The 18,592-nt window shown below is 45.4% G+C and carries 19 protein-coding genes and 1 tRNA gene; 10 read left to right on the forward strand and 10 right to left on the reverse strand.

Annotated features, from left to right (window positions below; all coding sequences use genetic code 11):
• Nucleotides 1-33 precede the first annotated feature (33 nt).
• Entirely contained in the window at nt 34-2,655 is a 2,622-nt protein-coding gene (locus QUA50_RS11675) for a phospholipid carrier-dependent glycosyltransferase (RefSeq protein ID WP_333264136.1), read from the reverse strand.
• 132 nt (nt 2,656-2,787) lie between these two features.
• Between QUA50_RS11675 and QUA50_RS11680 the strand changes: the two genes are divergently transcribed.
• Nucleotides 2,788-2,860 (forward strand) — tRNA-Phe (locus tag QUA50_RS11680).
• A gap of 194 nt (nt 2,861-3,054) precedes the next feature.
• Here the strand turns inward: QUA50_RS11680 and QUA50_RS11685 are convergent.
• Nucleotides 3,055-4,341, reverse strand: coding sequence for an aliphatic sulfonate ABC transporter substrate-binding protein (locus tag QUA50_RS11685; protein ID WP_333298678.1), 1,287 nt, complete (start codon nt 4,339-4,341; stop codon nt 3,055-3,057).
• Nucleotides 4,342-4,560: 219 nt separating this feature from the next.
• On the opposite strand from QUA50_RS11685, the gene QUA50_RS11690 reads away from it, so the two are divergent.
• A complete protein-coding gene (locus QUA50_RS11690; protein ID WP_333264131.1) occupies nt 4,561-5,229 on the forward strand; it encodes a cadmium resistance transporter in 669 nt (222 codons plus the stop codon).
• A 666-nt stretch (nt 5,230-5,895) separates the two neighbouring features.
• Here the strand turns inward: QUA50_RS11690 and QUA50_RS11695 are convergent.
• Together QUA50_RS11695 and QUA50_RS11700 are read right to left on the reverse strand one after the other, a co-directional pair.
• Nucleotides 5,896-6,129 (reverse strand): DUF4339 domain-containing protein, encoded by a 234-nt coding sequence (locus tag QUA50_RS11695; RefSeq protein ID WP_333264128.1) that lies wholly within the window; start codon nt 6,127-6,129, stop codon nt 5,896-5,898.
• A gap of 28 nt (nt 6,130-6,157) precedes the next feature.
• Nucleotides 6,158-6,385: a hypothetical protein gene (locus QUA50_RS11700; protein ID WP_333264125.1), complete on the reverse strand. Its 228-nt coding sequence runs from the start codon at nt 6,383-6,385 to the stop codon at nt 6,158-6,160.
• A gap of 113 nt (nt 6,386-6,498) precedes the next feature.
• Here QUA50_RS11700 and QUA50_RS11705 point away from each other — a divergent pair, with 113 nt between their 5' ends.
• The 3 genes from QUA50_RS11705 to QUA50_RS11715 all read left to right on the forward strand — a co-directional run bounded on the left by QUA50_RS11705 (nt 6,499) and on the right by QUA50_RS11715 (nt 7,604).
• The gene (locus QUA50_RS11705) at nt 6,499-6,702 is read left to right on the forward strand and encodes a type II toxin-antitoxin system HicB family antitoxin (protein ID WP_333264122.1); all 204 of its coding nucleotides are present in this window, start codon (nt 6,499-6,501) and stop codon (nt 6,700-6,702) included.
• A gap of 403 nt (nt 6,703-7,105) precedes the next feature.
• Entirely contained in the window at nt 7,106-7,360 is a 255-nt protein-coding gene (locus QUA50_RS11710; protein WP_333264119.1) for a type II toxin-antitoxin system ParD family antitoxin, read from the forward strand.
• Nucleotides 7,361-7,367: 7 nt separating this feature from the next.
• Nucleotides 7,368-7,604, forward strand: coding sequence for a twitching motility protein PilT (locus QUA50_RS11715; RefSeq protein ID WP_333264114.1), 237 nt, complete (start codon nt 7,368-7,370; stop codon nt 7,602-7,604).
• Here the strand turns inward: QUA50_RS11715 and QUA50_RS11720 are convergent.
• Nucleotides 7,601-7,864, reverse strand: coding sequence for a hypothetical protein (locus QUA50_RS11720; protein ID WP_333264111.1), 264 nt, complete (start codon nt 7,862-7,864; stop codon nt 7,601-7,603). The two genes, QUA50_RS11715 and QUA50_RS11720, sit on opposite strands and share 4 nt — an antisense overlap.
• A 322-nt stretch (nt 7,865-8,186) precedes the next feature.
• Here QUA50_RS11720 and QUA50_RS11725 point away from each other — a divergent pair, with 322 nt between their 5' ends.
• The 5 genes from QUA50_RS11725 (at nt 8,187) to QUA50_RS11745 (ending at nt 9,673) form a co-directional block, all read left to right on the forward strand.
• A complete protein-coding gene (locus QUA50_RS11725; protein WP_333264109.1) occupies nt 8,187-8,570 on the forward strand; it encodes a DUF433 domain-containing protein in 384 nt (127 codons plus the stop codon).
• A gap of 11 nt (nt 8,571-8,581) precedes the next feature.
• Entirely contained in the window at nt 8,582-8,842 is a 261-nt protein-coding gene (locus QUA50_RS11730) for a DUF5615 family PIN-like protein (RefSeq protein ID WP_333392276.1), read from the forward strand.
• Nucleotides 8,843-9,004: 162 nt separating this feature from the next.
• Complete coding sequence (locus QUA50_RS11735) at nt 9,005-9,199, forward strand: hypothetical protein (protein WP_333264106.1); 195 nt, start codon at nt 9,005-9,007, stop codon at nt 9,197-9,199.
• Entirely contained in the window at nt 9,184-9,516 is a 333-nt protein-coding gene (locus QUA50_RS11740; RefSeq protein WP_333264103.1) for a type II toxin-antitoxin system PemK/MazF family toxin, read from the forward strand. Before QUA50_RS11735 ends, QUA50_RS11740 begins: the two co-directional genes overlap by 16 nt.
• Entirely contained in the window at nt 9,497-9,673 is a 177-nt protein-coding gene (locus QUA50_RS11745) for a hypothetical protein (protein WP_333264101.1), read from the forward strand. The genes QUA50_RS11740 and QUA50_RS11745 overlap by 20 nt, the downstream gene beginning before the upstream one ends.
• A gap of 50 nt (nt 9,674-9,723) precedes the next feature.
• On the opposite strand, the gene QUA50_RS11750 is transcribed toward QUA50_RS11745, so the two are convergent.
• The 5 genes from QUA50_RS11750 to QUA50_RS11770 form a co-directional block, all read right to left on the reverse strand.
• Nucleotides 9,724-10,008: a type II toxin-antitoxin system mRNA interferase toxin, RelE/StbE family gene (locus QUA50_RS11750; RefSeq protein ID WP_333264098.1), complete on the reverse strand. Its 285-nt coding sequence runs from the start codon at nt 10,006-10,008 to the stop codon at nt 9,724-9,726.
• Complete coding sequence (locus tag QUA50_RS11755) at nt 10,005-10,217, reverse strand: hypothetical protein (protein WP_333264095.1); 213 nt, start codon at nt 10,215-10,217, stop codon at nt 10,005-10,007. The genes QUA50_RS11750 and QUA50_RS11755 overlap by 4 nt, the downstream gene beginning before the upstream one ends.
• A 212-nt stretch (nt 10,218-10,429) precedes the next feature.
• Entirely contained in the window at nt 10,430-11,566 is a 1,137-nt protein-coding gene (locus QUA50_RS11760; protein WP_333264092.1) for a DALR anticodon-binding domain-containing protein, read from the reverse strand.
• On the reverse strand, nt 11,559-11,948 hold the full coding sequence (locus tag QUA50_RS11765; protein WP_333264090.1) for a HEAT repeat domain-containing protein: 390 nt from the start codon (nt 11,946-11,948) through the stop codon (nt 11,559-11,561). The genes QUA50_RS11760 and QUA50_RS11765 overlap by 8 nt, the downstream gene beginning before the upstream one ends.
• A gap of 154 nt (nt 11,949-12,102) precedes the next feature.
• Nucleotides 12,103-18,531, reverse strand: coding sequence for an EndoU domain-containing protein (locus QUA50_RS11770; RefSeq protein WP_333264088.1), 6,429 nt, complete (start codon nt 18,529-18,531; stop codon nt 12,103-12,105).
• Between the last annotated feature and the right edge of the window lie 61 nt (nt 18,532-18,592).

Genomic DNA, 18,592 nt, shown 5'->3' on the forward strand with positions numbered 1-18,592 from the left:
GGCGGGACGCCCGTGCCACAATAAAAGGGATTTTTAAACTTTCAACTTTTTTAAGAATTGCAAATCTTGCCATGCTTGAATGAAATTACCTTGCATCAGTTCCGCTATACCGTTTAAAACTCTAATTTCCGGTAGGTTGGAGTTGAGAGCGAGAGCAGGTTTTAAGGCTGTTTGAGCGGCTTTGGGATGCCAGCCGTACAGGTGTACGAAAGCGAGATAGGCGTAAGCGTAAGGGTTTTTTGAGTCGAGTTGAGTGACTTTTTCTAAGGCTGCGATCGCACTTTCGACATTCTGCTGCAATACGCGAGAAAATGCCAAAGCATAAGCCAATTCTAGATTATTTGGTTCCCGCTGCAACCGATATTCTAACGTTTGTTCCGCTTGCACGGTATAATCTTGAATTGGGTCGTACTGATTGATGCGCCCAATCTGCTCGAACACGGGTTCTAAACCGGGCAATCCTTTGGGTAAATTAACCGCCATCGCCCGCAATTGAGTCACCAAATCTAACTCAGGCTTATCTGTATTATCCTCGTTTCCGGGCTCTGCCTGAGAACGCATTTTCAGAGGCTCTGCCTCGATCTTAACACTAACTGCCGGCACATTAATCGGATAAGTTTCCCCGGTTTTCCGATTTAGATAAGTAGCTTGCAGATTGTAAGTTCCCGGTGCAATATTAGCAGGAGGAAGCATCGCCGTGCGATCGACAACTCGAAACCCCACAGCAAATTTATCCGCTTCCAGCTTCCCCGGATGCAAAGTTGCTTGGCCGATCGCGCGATCGTGTAAAATCCTGAAAGTCTGTCCCGGTGGAATATCGCCAGACTGCTGATTTTCCCACGTTACCAACACTAAACCAGACTGCAACTGCTGCCAAGGCCCAGACCAAGTATAAGTAACCGGTAGCGCGACTCCGGGAACTGCTTTTGCAGCGACAGTAACTCGATCTAATTGTACTTGCGATCGCGCTTCATTCAACGGCTGTATTTCGACAGGCTGCACTCGCTTGCGATAAAGATTTAAATTAGTATAATCTGGCAAAATCCAAGTTTTATCTAACTCAAATTTATCACCTTTTTCAATCGCAGCCACCGCAGCATTTTGAGCTTTTTTAATTCCTTCGCGAATCGAACCTTGCGGGCCACTTTTAGTTACGAACCAAGAGAGCGATCGTACATCTTGCGGCACTTCTTGTAAATTCGTTCCCACCTGCCGCCCGTAAACCTGAAAATTAGCCAAAGCACCGTAATAATTAAAATTATGCTGGTTAATTTCCGGCGTCGAAGGCAACACGCCTAAAGTAGATTGCAAATAAGGTTCCCTATCGATAATTTCTGCAACTACTTCACGGTGCGGCCACTCTTTCCCCAAGTAAGGATAGTGAGAATTGCCGGGACTGATAATTTGAACTAAGCTATGTCCAAAAGCCCCTCCCAGCGGCCACATATGGAACAGCATCGCCAGAATTGTCAAGCCAATTGTACCCCAGCGAATTTGTCGTCCCCACCGAGAAGGCCACAGCGTTAAACAGTAGGCTAAGAAAATAGATAAAACTGGCAAATAAGGTATACCATATCGGTCATCTTTGTTGATATTTAAAGAATTAATTAAATAAGCTCCTCCCCAGAAAACTGCCAGCCAGCGACAGGAGTTGAGATGCAACATTGACGAACTATTTTGCCGGCGACGCCAATAAAGTATCAATCCTACTAAGGGAATAACTAACAGGGGCCAAGAAATGTGCTCTGGTAAGTGTTGACCGTAGTAAATCCAAGCGTCGATCGTATTGAGGGCCGGATCTCCTTCGGCGATCGCAGAATCCAGCGTTGCCCGTTTTCCCCCGGTCAAAATTAACAGCCAATTGGTTTTTGCCCACGGCCCAAACACCGCCGCCGACAGCAACAAAGCACCAGTTAATTGACCTAATCTCCCCCAAGCTTTTTGCCGTACAGCACCCACAGCCAACCACACAATCGGGGTAAACAGAAATAATACAGTAGTGTGTTTAACTAATATTGATAAGCCGAGAGAAATTCCAAAGGCGATCGCCCAAAAGAAAGATAATCGATTTAGGTAAAATGCTTTACGATTTTCCTGATTTTTTCTCTCCGTTATATACACTACAAAATCCGCTGCCGCATTTTCTTGTTTCCTCCACATTGTCAAACAATAGAAACAAAAAGTAATAGCAGCAGTTAGGGGAAAATCGAGTAAAAATTGCAAGCGGAACCGATAAAGTCCGGGTAACAAAACGCAAATTGCAGCGGCCCACAAACCGACTTGCCGATTAAACAGTTGGACGCCCAGACTGTAGACTGAGGCGAGGAGAATTGCACTAAATAATAGATGAACCAGGGTTGCCCGATCGCCCCCTGTACCGAAAACCTGAAGAAATGGAACCGTTAAGATGTAGGCCAGGGGCGGAATTTTCGTCGAAAGCAGCCAGAAGTTTGTCCACCACTCCCCGGAAAACCACTGAGGATGCTGCAACGCCTGCAAGTATTTCAGGGTGCTAGTCAGGTAGTCTGCTTGATCCCACGCCGGGACAGATCGATCGAGGGCAAACCAGAGGCGATCGCTAATTGCCCCCAGCAGCCAAATTATGCCCAAGACAAGCAGACTCTTGCCCTCGCTGTCGGGATGTTGCTGTGCCATTGCGATTTTTGGATTTTAGGTTGCAGCTTTTAGCTTACAGGCGGGCGGTTCCGGGCGATGAAAAATTAATTGAGAAAAGTGCTTGCTAAATTCTGTATGTGTCTGCTAAGATAGTAAAGCGCGAAAAAACAAGCCGGGATAGCTCAGTTGGTAGAGCAGTGGACTGAAAATCCACGTGTCACGAGTTCAAGTCTCGTTCCTGGCATCGCAAAGCCCTCACAAAGTTGAGGGCTTTTTTTTAGGCAAAATGCGGGCAATGCAGCTAATCAAGATGTATGTTTGTCGGTGGCGGGGTGACAACCCCGCCGGAAACCCAGACAGAGCTAATATTTGACCGAGTTGTGCTAAAAAAACATAGGTCAAATCAGACAAAAATTACAATCGAGTATAATTGTCAGATTAATAAGTCCAATTTTGCTTGGTCTGCAAGCTATAGGTTCCATCTTTCACATTCACCCGCTCAGGAATCAGATCTAAATCTCTAAATATATTTGCCTGGTGCTGTAGGGCACTGAGCGATTGGTCGTCGATCGGGATAATAGCGCGTTCGGCACTACGTTGCTGTAAAATTTCTACAATCGATGGATCTATTTGATGGTGTTCTGCCAATCGCACAGCAGCTTCTAATTCCTGTTTCTTAGCCCAAGCTCCCGCTTCATTTACCTCTTCTAAAATCACCTTGAGCAAGTCGGGATAGTCGCGTACCAACTCTGGAATCGCGTAGTAATAGGTCGGAACTTCTAAAGAAGCTTTGTCACCAAAGATGCTCTCTAAGTCTGCAATCGATCGCCCTGGGTAAGCGCTTCGGACTTGTGTTGTCGTGTAGGGAACCCAAATCACCCAAGCATCGACCTCACCCGCACGGAATAGAGGCAGCGCCTGTGGCTGGGTCAGATAAATTGGCTCAATGTCACTAAACTCTAATCCCACTTTTGCCAGCGCTCGCACCAGCACATAATGAGCGCTTGAGCCTTTGTCAAAAGCTATTTTTTTACCCTTCAGGTCGGCAACCGTCTGAATTGGCGAATCTTCTGGCACTAGAATCGCTTGACCTTTGGGAGCAGTATATTTTTCTTTAGCCACCCGCACAAACACATGATCTGCTGCTTGCGAGAAGATGCTGGCCGTACCGCCGCCGCCGCAGAAATCGATCGTCCCGTTGCTTAATGCTTCTATCAGAGAAGAAGCTGATAAGAAGCTCGTCCAAGTGACAATCATCCCAAATGGTCGCAAACGGCTTTCGAGCAAACCTTGATCACGCAGGACTTCCAGATTTGTCATACCCTCTGGATAACCGATTTTGAGTTGCTTGAGCCGCCGCGCTTGCTCAGCTAAGGGCGTGTTGCCCGATTGAGCAGAACGCTTAGAAAACCAGCGATCCAAAACTACACAGAAAAGTATGCCCCCCACAAACAGTCCCACCGTTTCCAGTAACCGGATTGTTGATTCTTTAGGCAATTTGACCTGATTTACCTGACTGACTAGAGGGGAGAGTACATTGCCAGAGGCAGTAGCGGCAACAGCATGACTGCCAAAAGCCAGACTCAAGACCGAAACCGAGACCAGGCCGATACAAAACAGACCTGCAAACCGATAGGGGGCCGATCTGCGAGCGGCCGAACTGAGCGACCGTAAGATATTTTGACCTCTGCCTCTGGGCAGAAGGTCAATCCAACGGCTAATCATAATGACTCCTTTGATAAACACAGGTGATGGACGCTAGATGAATTGAAGATGGGCGATCGAGTCAAAGCACCGCTTGATGTGTAAAAACTACCAAATTTGCTCGCTTGTTACACCCAATATGCGATACTCACATTATCATATCGAGATTATGGTGATTTTTCACAGCGGTTGAGAAATCGGTAGTTTCGGCATCGTATAGGTGTTGAGTGAGAGATGGTAATGGATTGGTTAATTGCAACAATTAAGATCGGACTGGCTGCTGCTGTCGCAACAACGTTTGACGACAACATTTATCTGACGGCCTTCTTCAGTGAGGTTAATCGTACTTTTCGTCCTCAACATATTGTGGTGGGTGAGCTTCTGGGGTTCACGGTATTGGTGATCGTAAGTTTGGTTGGTTTCTTGCTGGGGCTAGCAATTCCCTCAACTTGGACGGGGCTACTGGGAATTCTGCCGATACTGATTGGCTTGAATAACTTGCTCAACCTGAATAAGGATGATTCAGCCGAAGATAAGTCAGATAATCTGAAAAGAAACTCTAAATTTCGAGGATTTGATTCAAGAAAGCGATCGCTCTGGGACGTAATCCGCGATCCGCAGACCTATCGCGTCTCCTCGGTCACGATTGCTAACGGCGGCAACAATCTTGGGATCTATATCCCTTTGTTTGCCACTAGCTCAATCCAAAATCTGTCCGTAATTATACCCATTTGCTATTTGATTGTTTGCTGCTGGCTGTTTATGTCCTATACTCTGACGCATCTACCTGGTATTGCTTTGGTACTCAGCCGTTATGCGAGCAAGTTTTTCCCTTTCGTGCTGATGTGGCTGGGTTTCAGAATTCTGATGGACAGCGAATCCTATCGTCTTTTTCTACCGAACATTTAACAGGCAAAGGCGATCGCACCATCGAACAAATCGATGACAACAGTACCATTCTCTACAATAAAGGAAGAAAAAAGACTTTAACATAATAGATTAATACCAAAAAAAGCTAGGCCGTAAATCCCAAATTAGTGGTCTATCAATTTAATCTCCTTGCCATTCCCGATCTGGCAGTTCCTTTTGAGGAAGTAGCGGCGTGGCTTCACTTTATTGCCTGATTGCTGTTGTGAATTCGCAGTTACTATTCAAGCAATCGATCGGGATTTGAACGGAAACAGAGGTAAAAATAATCTCTGTATCGCTGGTTGTGCTAGTCATTCATACCCCCCAATCCATTCTCAACAGTCAGCCAGAAAATACTTGTTGATGGCAACGCCATCAAGCATCGGAGTGACAATAATTATTCCCTGGACACCTTGGCAACCCTGCTCGGATTTCAACCATTGCGGTTGAGCTGAGATTGTTGAGAATAGACACGGGCGAGCGCCAAATTTAGATTGGATAGTTTCATGTCGAACTGCCTGATAATCGTTGCTCAGACAGCATTTTATTGCCGTTATCACCCTCTCAAGCCGTTGAGTTTTGTGCTGTTTCTGGAGGCTTTACGTGCTGATTGCGTTACTGTCGCCGAGAAGTTTTTTGAGAGTGAATTATTTAACTGTCTTATTTTTAAGTGAGGTACGACGCTAATTCTGGAATTTCACCGGCGCGCTGCCACTCGGCTTCCCCGCGCCGCACTTTGGTTCGGGCTGTGATTTCCTGAACTTCCCATAATTGCAATTTGGTATAGGGCCCTTTGGCTTCACCGCTGCGAAACACGTAAGCTGTCCTGCATTTAAACTGCACAGTCAAAACTTGATAAAGTTGTTGTGGGGAGTAGGGGTTGGGCCAGAAAGCCCGCACAAAAAATGCAATTTAGATGTCGAACAGCTTACCATTGAGCAACTTCAGGAGTTGGCTGGGTCGATCGTCTCACTGGCTTCATCCGATTCATTCCAGTTGTGGCTTTGAGCTGATTTAGCTCTTGTTCTACGGGATTGGGAGGCGCTGAATTAGAATTGGGCGATCGCTTTTTCTTAGCCTGCGGCTTACCTCTAGCAATTTCTACTTCCCCCGGCCACCCCCAGAAATGCCACACCGCCACCCACACTAGCGCCACAGCAGATCCTAAAATCTCTTCTTGTGTTGAGGATACACCATTGTATTTGGAGAAATTGTTAAAAAAAGCAATTAAAGAGTTAGAAACAATTCTTCAGCAGAGGAATCAGAGGAATGAATTACCGCTATAGTTTATTAATTCAATGGTCACAAGAGGATGGACTGTATTTGGTAACACTGCCAGAGTTTGCAACAATTGCAATGCAGCCCTGTACGTATGGGAAAACTTATGAAGAAGCGATCGCCAATGCTAAAGAAGCGAGCTCCAGCTACCTTGAGTATTGCCAAGAAGAAGATTTAGGATCGCGAATTAAATAACTTACAATTTTAATTGTTATTGTGGGATGGGCGTCCCGCCCATCCTTTTTGGACGGGCGTCCCGCCCATCCCACAAACTTGTGGAAGTTATTTAATTCTCATTCCTGAGTGCCTCCGAGTCCGGCAATCGTGGCAGCTTAAATAAAAGTCGATCGCCCTTTTTGACTCAGAACAAAAGAGATATCGACTTTTCCATATCAAAAAGAGCGATCGCACTTGTTGACGAATTCCAAAAGGGATCTCGCTCTTATTTGAGAAAGAGGAACTAAGGGCGATCGCTAATCTGCGCTTACAAGCAAGGATCTCGCGAAATCTTCCCATCGCAAAAAATATTAAATAACAAAATTTGATAATTTTTGTTATTATGGGGGTAGTAGTTGACTCAAATAGGTGACTCAACATCATGAATATATCATTAACTCCTGAACTAGAGCAGTTTGTTCAGTCAACAGTCAAAAACGGTAGGTACTCATCTGCTTCTGAAGTGATTCTGGCTGGGTTACGATTGCTAAAAGAACGGGAAACTTTAGTTGTTTTGAATCCGGTTTCATCAGAAAAAAAGCAGAAATATAGCTATGATTTCTCGGATTTAGTGGGGCGAGTAACTTGGCAGGGAGATGCAGTAACGATGCAGAGGAATCTATGCGATAAGTGGTAATCGCTATGTGTTGGATACGAATGCGATCGTTGCTTTGCTTCAAGGGAATATTCAACTCATTGAATTACTTAAAGATGCGGATTGGATTGGAGTTTCAGTTATTAGCAAAATTGAGTTTCTGGTATTTCCTGGGTTGACTCAAGACGATCGTCAGATTTTTGAGCAGTTTCTGCAACGAGTGGAGGTTCTTGGTTTAGCCGCAATTGATGCTGTTTTGATTGAAAAAATCATTGAAATTCGCTAGCAACATCGCTTGAAACTACCAGATGCGGTTATTGCAGCAATGGCAATCCAAAATTCAGCAAGTTTGGTGACGGCAGATCGAGAGTTTGCAAAGGTAACAAGTTTGACGGTAATTAATTGGTAGCGATCGCTCTTCAATCGAGAAAAAGAAGTAAAGAGCGATCGCACGTTTTGACTAATGGTAAAGGGGCGATCGCCCTTGGTTGAGAAAAAGCAGTAAAGGTCGATCGCTAATTTGTGCTTACAAAAGGGCGATCGCACTTAGGAGACTTAAACCCAAGCTGAACGGATAGAATTTGTTGGCAAAGGTAGATGCAGACATCAGGGTAATTTTTGTGAAGGATTAGAGGTTGACAGTTGGCGAGTGTTAAAGGTCGATCGGGCGATCGCACTCAAAAACCAACCGTCACTTATCTATCTGGAGGAAGGCGCTAGTTTTATGCGAAACGCGGCCTAATCTTCAGAAAACTTTACAAATCGGAGATTGTTTGGGTTGAGAACGATGAGAGAGGGCGATCGCTATCTATACCGCCTTGATTTTTGTTAAAATAAGAACTAATTCCGCATTGTGCGATTAAAAATCATGACTCAGATGCCTATGCCATCGGTAATCCAAGAACATATTGAAATTACTCCGGGTATTTGTGGCGGTAAACCACGTATAGCCGGACATCGAATTAGGGTTCAAGATGTTGTAATTTGGCACGAAAAGATGGGAATGTCTCCTGATGAAATTGTGGATCGGTATCCCACAATTACATTAGCAGATGTATACGCAGCCTTGACTTATTACCACGACCATCTTGAGGAAATTCGGCAACAAATTCGAGATAGCGATGCTTTTGTGCGGGAATTGCAAGCCAAGACTCCTTCCAAGGTGCAGCAGAAATTGAGAGGGCAGAATCTTGGAAAAGATCCGATTTCCGGGGTGATGAACAAGTCGAACGGGCGATCGCAGAAGCGTTAAGAAGGCGCGGTATTGATGTCACCACGACACCGGAAGCGCAACTTTTAGGTGCAAGCGATGAAGAACAATTAGCTTTTGCGATTTCTCAAGAACTGGCAATTTTTACCCAGGATGACGATTTTTTAGCAATTCATCAACGTGGTTTAGAGCATTGCGCTATTGTTTACTGTCACCAAAACACTCGTTCGATTGGTGAAATTGTGCGCGGTTTGATTTTGATTTGGGAGGTACTGGAACCGTCGGATATGCAGAACCATGTAGAGTTTATTTGAAAAGAGCGATCGACCTTTCCATGTCAAAAGAGCGATCGACCTTTCCATGAAAAAAGTGCGATCGACTTTTCCACGCTATAATAGAATTCTTCCATAATTATCGTGGAGTAGGCATCGTGCTTAGCTTTGACAGGCTTTATTATGTTTTTATAGGTACATGACATGAACGCTAAAGAATTGCTCCTGAAAGAAGTAGAAAATATTCCTGAATTCATAGTAGAAGAGCTTTGGGAATTTTTGCAATTTCTCAAAATAAAATATGATAAAAACAAGTTAGAAGCCAGTATGCTCAGTGAATCTGCTTTGCAAAAAGACTGGTTGAATCCAGAGGAGGATGAAGCATGGCAGAATTTGTAAAAGGTGATGTGGTAGTTGTTCCTTTCCCATTTTCAGATTTAACACAAGCCAAGCGCCGACCTGCTTTAGTAATAGCCACTTTGGCAGGAGACGATATAATTCTTTGTCAAATTACTAGCCAGAATATCGCCGATCGCTATGCTATTCCCCTTCAAAATAGTGATTTTAGCGAGGGCGGACTCGATCGAGCTAGCAACATTAGACCTAATAGGTTGTTTACCGCCGATCGAGAAATTATACTGTATAAAGCTGGTAAGCTGAAAACTGAGAAGTTGAATGAGGCAATTGCGAAGATAGTTGAAATTATTCAGCACTAATTTTCTGTTGAGAGCGACATTTCCATACCAACAAGAGCGATCGACTTTTCTATTTCACAAAGAGCGATCGACCTTGGTTCATAAATGGGAGTTAAGGGATCTCGCCCTTTCCATGAAAAAAAGTGCGATCGCCCGCGAGTTGAGAAATAGGAGTTAAGGGCTCTCGACCTTTCCCGGAAAAAAGAGCTATCGCATAAACCAATATTTTCAATACACCTCATCATGACTGCCAATGTCGAGCAAAAGAATTTCTTCATCTTCCAACTCTGTATTTTTAACAAAATCAAATACAATCCGACAGTCATATTCCACGGTACAAGCCCAAGAGCCCGCTAATTGACCTTTGAGTTTGTGTGTTTGCAGTGATGGATCAAAAGAGTTTTCTGCCAAAAGTCTCAAGACAGCTTCAACCTTGGACTGGAGTTCCGGGTGTTTGCGGACGAGGGCTTTGTAGGCGCGTTTAAACGATGAAGTAAAGGTAATAGTTTTCAACGGTTTAGATCCGCGATCGCTTCATCAACTGTGCCTCGAAAGACGTTTCCAGATTGATAGTCCTGTTTTCCTCGTGCAATGTTAGCGGCAATTTCCGCACGACGGTGATCGCTCAGTCTGCGGTGCATAATGGAAAGCAGAGTGGTTTGTTCATCTACAGACAAGGTTTCGATCGCGTCTAAAATGCTGTCAAATGTTAAAGTTTGCATGGTGAGTTAGATTGGAAGGCTCAGATGGCTCTATCTTATTTTACTGAAGTTTAATTGAATTTGCTGACGGCTCTTGTCTTTTCCATGAAAAAAAGGACTATCGACCTTTCCATGAAAAAAAGTGCGATCGACTTTACCTTATTAAAAAGAGCGATCACCCTTAGTTGAGAAATAGGAGTTAAGGTCGATCGCACTCTCATTTATCACATTCTTTAACTTGCCTTTGCTAAAAACTCTGGAGTTTGAATCGATAAAACATTCTCCAGCAAGTCAAAGAGAGTGTGTTGGGTTGCCAGCAGCAGAACACAAGCTTGTGGTGTCAGGCTAAGACTGTTAATCCACTGATGGCAAGTATCGCCGATCGCTTCCAGGTGGCGGACGAGCAAGTGGGGCGCTATTTCTGCGGCACTTTGTTGCAGGATTTCGGGAACAGATTGCAGCAGAGTGGCGAGTTTTTCCGCATAGGAATTATCCCAGGTGTACTCAGCTAATGGCATCGGTGCGGGTGTGATTTTTGTAGGGGCAATTCCTCCGCGATCGCCCCTATGGGTGGTGGTTTCTAGCTGGATAATGCCTTGTTCTCCTGCTTGTTGCAGCAGGGTACAGCAGCGGTAATAGGCCGATCGAACGCGATAGAAACTATCCTCTGGGGTGTTTTGTCCCGCGGTACTGATGTTAATGGGAGCAACATTTGTGAGGGGGACGCGGAGGCTGTGCCATCGCAAAGCATCGATTCCTATTGCTTGGATTAGTTCCTCAGTAGCGATGTCGGGGATGGGATGGATTTGCTGGGTGGGTGTGTGGAAGGCGTAAAGTTCGATCGGTTGAACGATGATGAATTGAAATTGCTCTTTGGTGTAGCCCAAGCATTGCATCGCGGCGGTGAGTTGGATGTCGTAGCCGGTGTAGGTAGGGGGACGGATGAGGATGATTTTGTCATAGCCTTGTTGGAATATTTGATGGTAGCGGGTGATGTCTTCTAGGAGTTGGGTGTATTCGCCGTCGCGGTGTTGGAGGACGCGATCGCAGTCGTCGCCAAAGTCGGCGGTTTTGATAAACCAGTCTTTGGGTTCGTCTTTGAGGGTGGTTTGTTCGATGTCGGGGGGTAAGTCGGCTGCTAGTTGGCGAGAGAGAGAGGCTTTATAAGTGCGATCGCTCTTCTGGATAGACTCTAAGCATTTCCTAATATCAAAAGATGATTCTTGATTTTGTTGACTTCCTGTAGTTGCAGACACGCCAGATTGTTGCAGCAATTTTTTGACAATGGCTGCAAGAGGACAGCGAATGTAAGTCAATGGAGCTGCTATTTCTGAAGCTATTTCTGGATAGCTTAACCAAATTTTAGCCATCTGTGTTAGAGAGAGATTGTTGAGATATTCCATAAACTTCTAGCCAATAAGAAGGTACTTCACCTGATTCAACCATTTGCTTTAATGCCAATAATCCTGTTCGGTCATCTAATTTTGTCAGAGCAATAGCTGCCGCAATTTTTACCATTTGGTCATTTGAGATTAAGTGCTGTCTAACAAGCGGGATAGATTCCTGAAGCCCCAATCGCTGACACAGCCATATACTATCTTTAAGATATCGACCTAATTTCAAGTTGTCGAAGATGACGGTTACACCGATAACTCCTGCTTGACGAACAGCGTTTTCAAGATCGTCACCTGCTTCTGAATCATCTGCATTGCTAACACATTCAAACAAATCAAGAAGTTGTTTCTTTTCCATTTCTGTTTCATCCTGAGATTCACTTATTGATTAACCCTGGCTACTTGCTGATAGCGGGACAGGCTGTTAGGGTTGCTAATGGCTAGTTAAACCTATGAACTATAAGCCAAGTGTCCCGCTAGAAGTTAGTAGCTATACTCCGTTTTTTCTTGCTTCACAAAGGATAGGCTGTGACAATTTCCCCGTTTCGCAGCCCGATCAAAATTGTTACACCATCATAGGTGCCTTGGATTTGTTGGCGTCCCATTGCATTTGTATAAGGCTGTTCAGTTTCAGCAATATGACCAACGACAGCCTTTATTTTTTCATCATTCCAGTTTTTGGGAAAAAGGCTTTTTCGTGCTTGTGGCAAGTTTCCATTGGGATAAGGTGCGAGAGCGGTCGTGGGTAATTCAACCTTTCTGACTCCAGTTACCGGATCGGTAAAATCAGACACAATAGTATAACCGTTATTGTTGATAAAGTCTTCCAGTGCTGTCTGTGTATGCAGTCCACCTCTTAGTTTAGTTTGGCTATTTCCTCCACCATTAAGATACACAAAATCTCCTCTTAAAACATGATTTTCTGCTGAATTAGGAAATTTATACTTAGTCAGCATTACTGTACCAGGCAGTTTAGGGGTATTCGGATCGGGACCCGGCAGTTTGAGGATTTCATCATCAACTTCCTCAGCAATTTCCCGGCTTGCTTTGTTAGCCGCATCACCTGCCTCATCAGCCTTGCTGACAAAGCTCTTAATCAAACCATCAACTTTATCTCGTACTGGTTTGAATAGATCCCAAATCCAACTAGCTGATTTTTGGGCAGCACTCCAGAAATCCTGAATTATATTGTCAACAGCCTTAACGATTTGCTGAATAATTTCCTTCCAGTTAGTTTCGCGGAAAACTTTGGCAGCTTGCTTAGAAACATTTGGACCCAATTTGCTGAGTAGTGGCCCTAAAGGAGACTTACGAACTAATTTAACGATGCTCTTAACAGCATCACCTATGCCAGGGAACCAACCAGCTAAGGCTCCTAAAAGTTCGATGATAGTTTCAATGTCCCGTTTCCCCTCAACCCCAAATTTCCATAGAGCAACAGATGTATCTATGACATCAATGACTTGGCCTACAATAGGTACAAATCCGAGAGCAACTTTGATAATTTCAATCCCAATCTGACCTCCTGGCGAATTGATTAAATTAAGGATGGTATCGAGAATTTTCTTCCCATCAGCCGCCAGTTTATTTAGCATTCCATCGAGGTCTGCTTTTAACTCCACTGCTTTTTGAGCAATCTTCTCCTGAACAACTATTTTGGTTGCTGCAATCTGTTCATCAACTTTGTGAATCTTGTTATAAAGATTACCTGTTTGATCTCCCAAAAGAGCAGACAAGATATCAGCCACAGTTTTCTGAGCGCGAGGCTTGACGTAATCAACTGTTCCCTTAAGGGAATTGGCGATCGCACCCACGCCACCCTTAACCAAATTCGCAAGGTTATCGGCTTGGGGAACAACTAGATTGTCGTAGAAATTCCAACCAAAAGCACCAACATTACGAAGACCGCCAAGGTTTTTAATCGCTTCAGTCTTGAACCCATCAATCCCATTATTGATATTTCTGACCTGAGCATCAATTCTGTCTTTAAATTCCTGGGCTAACCCTTCAATTGCACTATTGATTTCGCCCCCTGTTCTGTAGGCATTTTTCAGAGCTTCAACAAACCAAGAAACGGCATTCTTAATTTCAGTCCGAGCAGAATTAACTTTGCCTTTGATCCAACTCACCGCACCATTAAATGTTCCCTTTGCATTGTCCTTGGCAACACGCAGAGCATCTCCAATGAACGGTGCGTTGTATACCTGAGAGGGAATTTTATCGAAAATTCCATTGACAAAGTTATCAAAACCGTTAGGTTCGCCCAGTGAATCCAGCCAGCGGAAGGCATCATTTCGTACCCCATCTAGGGCAGTATAAACCTTGTTGCGTTGCTCCGCATTCATCCGAGCAAGCAGATCGTTTAGCTCCTGCTGATACTGCCGTTTCTCAGCTTCTAAATCCCGAATTCGAGCATTGGCTTTTCCTCGTTCAGCACTCTCAAATTGATTCAGAGCAGTGTTATATATCTGCTTAATTCGCGGATCTGCGAACGTTACACCAGGGCGAGTACCGCCGCCGCTACCGCCACTATTACCGCCACCACTAGGCCGCCAACCCGGAGGTAAAGGTTGAGTTTGAGTAGCAGAAAGCTTGTGCTGGAACTTAACAATCAACTCGTAGTCAGTCGTCACACCTTTAGGACTGTTGACCCGCAGCATATAAGTACCGGGAATCAAGTCAGCAATAATTTGCTCATCGGTAATTCCCTCCCGCATCGAATAGGCAATAGGTTCATTCCGCACATCGTAGAGAACCAAATCTGCATCAGCCAAAAGCTTTCTCAATTCAGCCGTAATTCGACCGCCGCGAGACAGAGTAAACCGATAGTAATCATCCGGCACTAAATTGCCGACAGTTTCACCCGTGAGAGATGTCTCAAACGGATCGACAGGCCCAAATTCAGGCATAGGCTTGGCAAGATACCAATCCAATCCTCCCTTACCTTGTTGCCGCGCAATTTCGGCTTGCCGCCGCAGTTCCGCCAAGTGTGCCTGTTCGCGCTCGTATTCTTCCCGTTCGCGACGACGGCGTTCTTGTTCGGCTGCTAGTCTTCGAGCCTGCTCCTCTAGCGCCCGTTGATTTGCCTCTGCTTCTCGCCGGCGGCGTTCCTCATCTTGCCGCTGCCGTTCTTGTTCGGCTTGGTCATTCCTGAGTCGGTCTTCTTGTTGCTGGCGCTCCCGTGCTTCTCGTTCCTGCCGCTCCCGCAATTCTTGTTCGCGTCGCTGCCGTTCGGCTTCTTGCTCTTGTTCGTAATTAGGACGGTGGACGGGAATGTCAATTGTGTCATACTCATAAATTTTGTCTGGATTCGGAATGCCATTGTGGTTAGCAATCCACCAGTAATTCGTAGCAGAGCCACTGCCCATTGTCGCTGCGGCAATACCGCTGAGAGTATCGCCCCACTTAAGTTTATAACGCTGCCAATCGTAATATTGACCGTTTGGTGCGCGTTCCGCGTGCGCCCAAATCTCCGGCGCAACTTTACTTGGGTCAACCTCTTGCAAAATAGCAGGTTCAGAAGTCTCATTCCCACCATCAAAAAGCTCTGCCAATTGCCGGAAAGCCTCAATTTGTTCGGCCGTTAAATCTTCAGAATTAAACCGCTGTCCGCCAAACAACCCAAAATCAGGAGTTGCCCCCTTCAAATTCACCTCGTAACCCAAATCGGCCAGAGATGCAATGGTGACAGGGCTAATCGACGCATTCCCAGCCTTGCCGCTGAAGTTCAAATCGGCCGTCATCACCTCATCTTGGAACAGCGCCTCATTCCAATGGAAACCAGCCGAACCTTTACCCTCAGTTTCCAGAGAAATCGCATCAGTCAAACCGCCCAAATCTTTGAACGCATCAACCGCCTTTGCACCGTTATACTGAGCCAGCGGCGTACCCGCATAATCCACCAAACCCTTAGCTTCCCAAAGATTGCCAAAGCCCAAAGCGTGTAAAAACTCGTGCTGCACAACGCTGAACAACTTCCCAGAACGCTCCAACTCGGCAATATCCGCAGCATCAAACTGCACTAAAGATTGAGCGGGCAACATACTTCCGTAGCGCATGAAATCAATTTTAGTTCGCGCTTGGGTGCCACTCGCACCGTCAATATTTGCAGTAGAAATCTTGATATTGATATCGTCAATAATCTTGCCGTCAACCACTGCACTCGGCAACCCTTTGCCAATTAATCCAGCCACGCTTTTTGCAGCGGCTTGCATAATAGCCTGTTGCGAAGCACTCAGCGGCGTTTCATATTCCAAGTCAATATTAAACGGCTCAGTGGCGGTACTCTCAAATCCAGAGAGAACGTAAGTTGCAGGATTGGCATTGCGTTGGTCAATCTTGACTATTACCTCTGCTGGTGCATTAGCTGGCAACTGCAATTTATGACTGCCTTTGCTGAAGGATTGAGTTCCCAATAATTGCCCGGAAGTTGTCAAGTAGCTGACAGATAAGTCGCCTGAAAGTACGGAAAACTTAGCACCATTTAAGTAGCGACTGTCAACCCGATAAATATCCGACGGATCGATGCTGCTAACCTGATCGATGACATCTTCGGTAGCAGACGGAATCAGTTGCGTGGCATTAGCAAGATTGTTGCTGCCTCGATCGACATTTGTTTGAGGAATTCCAGGGACTTTTACCGCAGGAGGAGTCGGATCGCCGGGTAATTGCTTGGCACTCGGATGTTGAGAAATGAAGACATCAGTAATCGTGCGCTGTCCCGGTTTAACGGTGTAAAGTTCCGGAATAGTGACTTTTGCCAACTGCACCGCAGCCGCCACATTCAGCAAACCAGATCCAGTTTGTGCGTCCCAATTCGGTCGATCGAGGTCAGTAGCAGTACGCTTGATAATGTCTATTGCCTGAGTGTAATTCAGCTTGGGATTTGCTGCTAAAACTTGGGCGATCGCATTTGTAACTTCAACAGCAGCAACCTTGGTACTCGATGTATTGTCGCTGCTACCGTTAGCGAGAATATCGAGACTATTGCCGCTACCCGAATAATCTGCCAATTTAAAGGCATTGGAGAGTGCAACAGAATCGTTAAATCGTTGACCCGCACCTACAGTAATTACGTTGTCAACTTCCTTAGATAATAAACCGAGAGCAGACATTGTGCCTGGATTATCTCCAGCCGGAACGACGATAATTACATTATTTTGATGCGCGTAGGCGATCGCGCCTCGTTCTTCTGCTGTCAGTTTGCTGCGGGGAATAACAGTTCCATCTGGCTGAGTTTCGGTGAGGTTGATGTTGATATTAACAACGGCATGGGGTTGCTTCGATACCTTAGCATCATCCACAAATTTAATCAGAGATTGTACCCACTGACTCGAATTTTCTTGAGCGCGATCGACGGGCTGCGACGGGTTATTATTAACTCCATTAACGCTTGTACCGTTGCTTAGATTTGTCGGAAGCGCTGCTACTATTGGATTTTTAGAGCTATTATCGACACTTGCTGATGGAGATGGATTATTTGTGCTATTTGCTGGTTTTTCCGCTGCGACGATCGGACTCTTTTCCTCAGCCGGATTATTGACAGTCAAGCCAGTATCAGTGATAAAACCTACCAAAGGTCGATCGGCTGGAGGAAACTCGAATGGTACTGGTTGAACAGGTTCGACTGGTTTAGGTGCAACTTTCACAACCATATCTTCCAGCCGCGAAATCAACGCCGCTGTATTATCCGACACTGGAGTCGATCGAGTTTGCTCCCTCAACTTCTCAGTCATGGCTTCCAAACGAGCGATCGAAGTGCGATCGATCGCATTCTCCTCAACAACATCAGCACTACCCAAATTACTCAAACGTTGTTTAATGCTTTCCAATCGCGCAATCCAATCAGCATTGACATCATTCTTATTTTGTGCAACTTCCTGCTTAATCGGTTCAGTCACCGCCGCAGTCGAATTATCCTCAGTTGATTTTGCAACTGTTGGAGAAATTGGCAATAACTCTTTTGGTGCAGCATCATTAACACCCCCAGTATCAGTCTGAGTAACTATCTCCTTGTTCCGCAAGTCTACAGCAGTATTCGTACCTACAACTGGCATAATATCCGCTGCTAGTGGCGGCACAACCGCTGGAGTTTCTTTATTCTCAACCGCCGTCGTCGGCTGACTTTTATTCACCGACTCTACAGGATTGGCGGCTACAATAACTTGAGGATTTTCAGTTTTCTCTACCTCAGTTACTACAGCAGGCTTCGATTCCTCTTTCGCCTTGGTTTCCGCTGGCAAAACTTCGGGATTAGTCTCTACATTTGTCAGAGTTTCCCCTGGCAAAACTTCTGGTTTTGCCTCTACTTTCGCCTGAGTTTCCGCTGGCAATACTTCCGGGTTTGCCTCTACTTTCGCCGGGGTTCCCGCTGGCAAAACTTCCGGTTTAGTCTCTACCTTCTGAATAGGTGTCGTTGCAGCAACTTCCGTCTCAACCGTAGATTTTGCTGGCGAAGTTACCGTCACTGCTACTTCAGTAACCTTATCTTGCACCTCAGTTACCACCGCCGACTTCGATTCATCTTTCGCCGGAGTTTCCGCTGGCAAAACTTCCGGTTTAGTCTCTACCTTCTGAATAGGTGTCGTTGCAGCAACTTCCGTCTCAACAGCAGATTTTGCTGGCAAAGTTGCTGTGGCTGGTGATTCAGTAACTTTATCTTTCACCTCAGTTGCTACGGGAGGAACAGGCGTTTTCTCAGTCGAATCCGCCGCAGTATCCTTGTCAGCAGTTGGTGCAATTGTCGGTTTTGTATCTACCTTGTCGCTTGTCTCAACTTGCGTCGAATCGCCACCGTTACTTGCAGAATCTTTGGCTTTCTCCTCTGTTTTTGATGGCGGAATCGAGATTGGTACAATTTCGTTTGAATTGTCAGCATCTTTGCCCGTAGTAGGGGTCGGGGCTGGAATTTCTGGAGTCTCTTTATCCCAGGGTAAACGCATCTTAACTGGAACCCAAAATATGCTACAGTTAAATCCGACTAAATTTCAATGTAGTTTGTTG

Source organism: Microcoleus sp. M2_D5, assembly GCF_036701935.1.
Lineage (GTDB): Bacteria > Cyanobacteriota > Cyanobacteriia > Cyanobacteriales > Microcoleaceae > Microcoleus.

Excerpts from the sequence above, each read along its gene's own strand:
- QUA50_RS11675 (WP_333264136.1), bottom strand. The coding sequence starts at position 2,655 with ATGGCACAGCAACATCCCGACAGCGAGGGCAAGAGTCTGCTTGTCTTG.
- QUA50_RS11685 (WP_333298678.1), bottom strand. The coding sequence starts at position 4,341 with ATGATTAGCCGTTGGATTGACCTTCTGCCCAGAGGCAGAGGTCAAAAT.
- QUA50_RS11690 (WP_333264131.1), top strand. The coding sequence starts at position 4,561 with ATGGATTGGTTAATTGCAACAATTAAGATCGGACTGGCTGCTGCTGTC.
- QUA50_RS11705 (WP_333264122.1), top strand. The coding sequence starts at position 6,499 with ATGAATTACCGCTATAGTTTATTAATTCAATGGTCACAAGAGGATGGA.
- QUA50_RS11710 (WP_333264119.1), top strand. The coding sequence starts at position 7,106 with ATGAATATATCATTAACTCCTGAACTAGAGCAGTTTGTTCAGTCAACA.
- QUA50_RS11725 (WP_333264109.1), top strand. The coding sequence starts at position 8,187 with ATGACTCAGATGCCTATGCCATCGGTAATCCAAGAACATATTGAAATT.
- QUA50_RS11735 (WP_333264106.1), top strand. The coding sequence starts at position 9,005 with ATGAACGCTAAAGAATTGCTCCTGAAAGAAGTAGAAAATATTCCTGAA.
- QUA50_RS11740 (WP_333264103.1), top strand. The coding sequence starts at position 9,184 with ATGGCAGAATTTGTAAAAGGTGATGTGGTAGTTGTTCCTTTCCCATTT.
- QUA50_RS11755 (WP_333264095.1), bottom strand. The coding sequence starts at position 10,217 with ATGCAAACTTTAACATTTGACAGCATTTTAGACGCGATCGAAACCTTG.
- QUA50_RS11760 (WP_333264092.1), bottom strand. The coding sequence starts at position 11,566 with ATGGCTAAAATTTGGTTAAGCTATCCAGAAATAGCTTCAGAAATAGCA.
- QUA50_RS11765 (WP_333264090.1), bottom strand. The coding sequence starts at position 11,948 with ATGGAAAAGAAACAACTTCTTGATTTGTTTGAATGTGTTAGCAATGCA.
- QUA50_RS11770 (WP_333264088.1), bottom strand. The coding sequence starts at position 18,531 with ATGCGTTTACCCTGGGATAAAGAGACTCCAGAAATTCCAGCCCCGACC.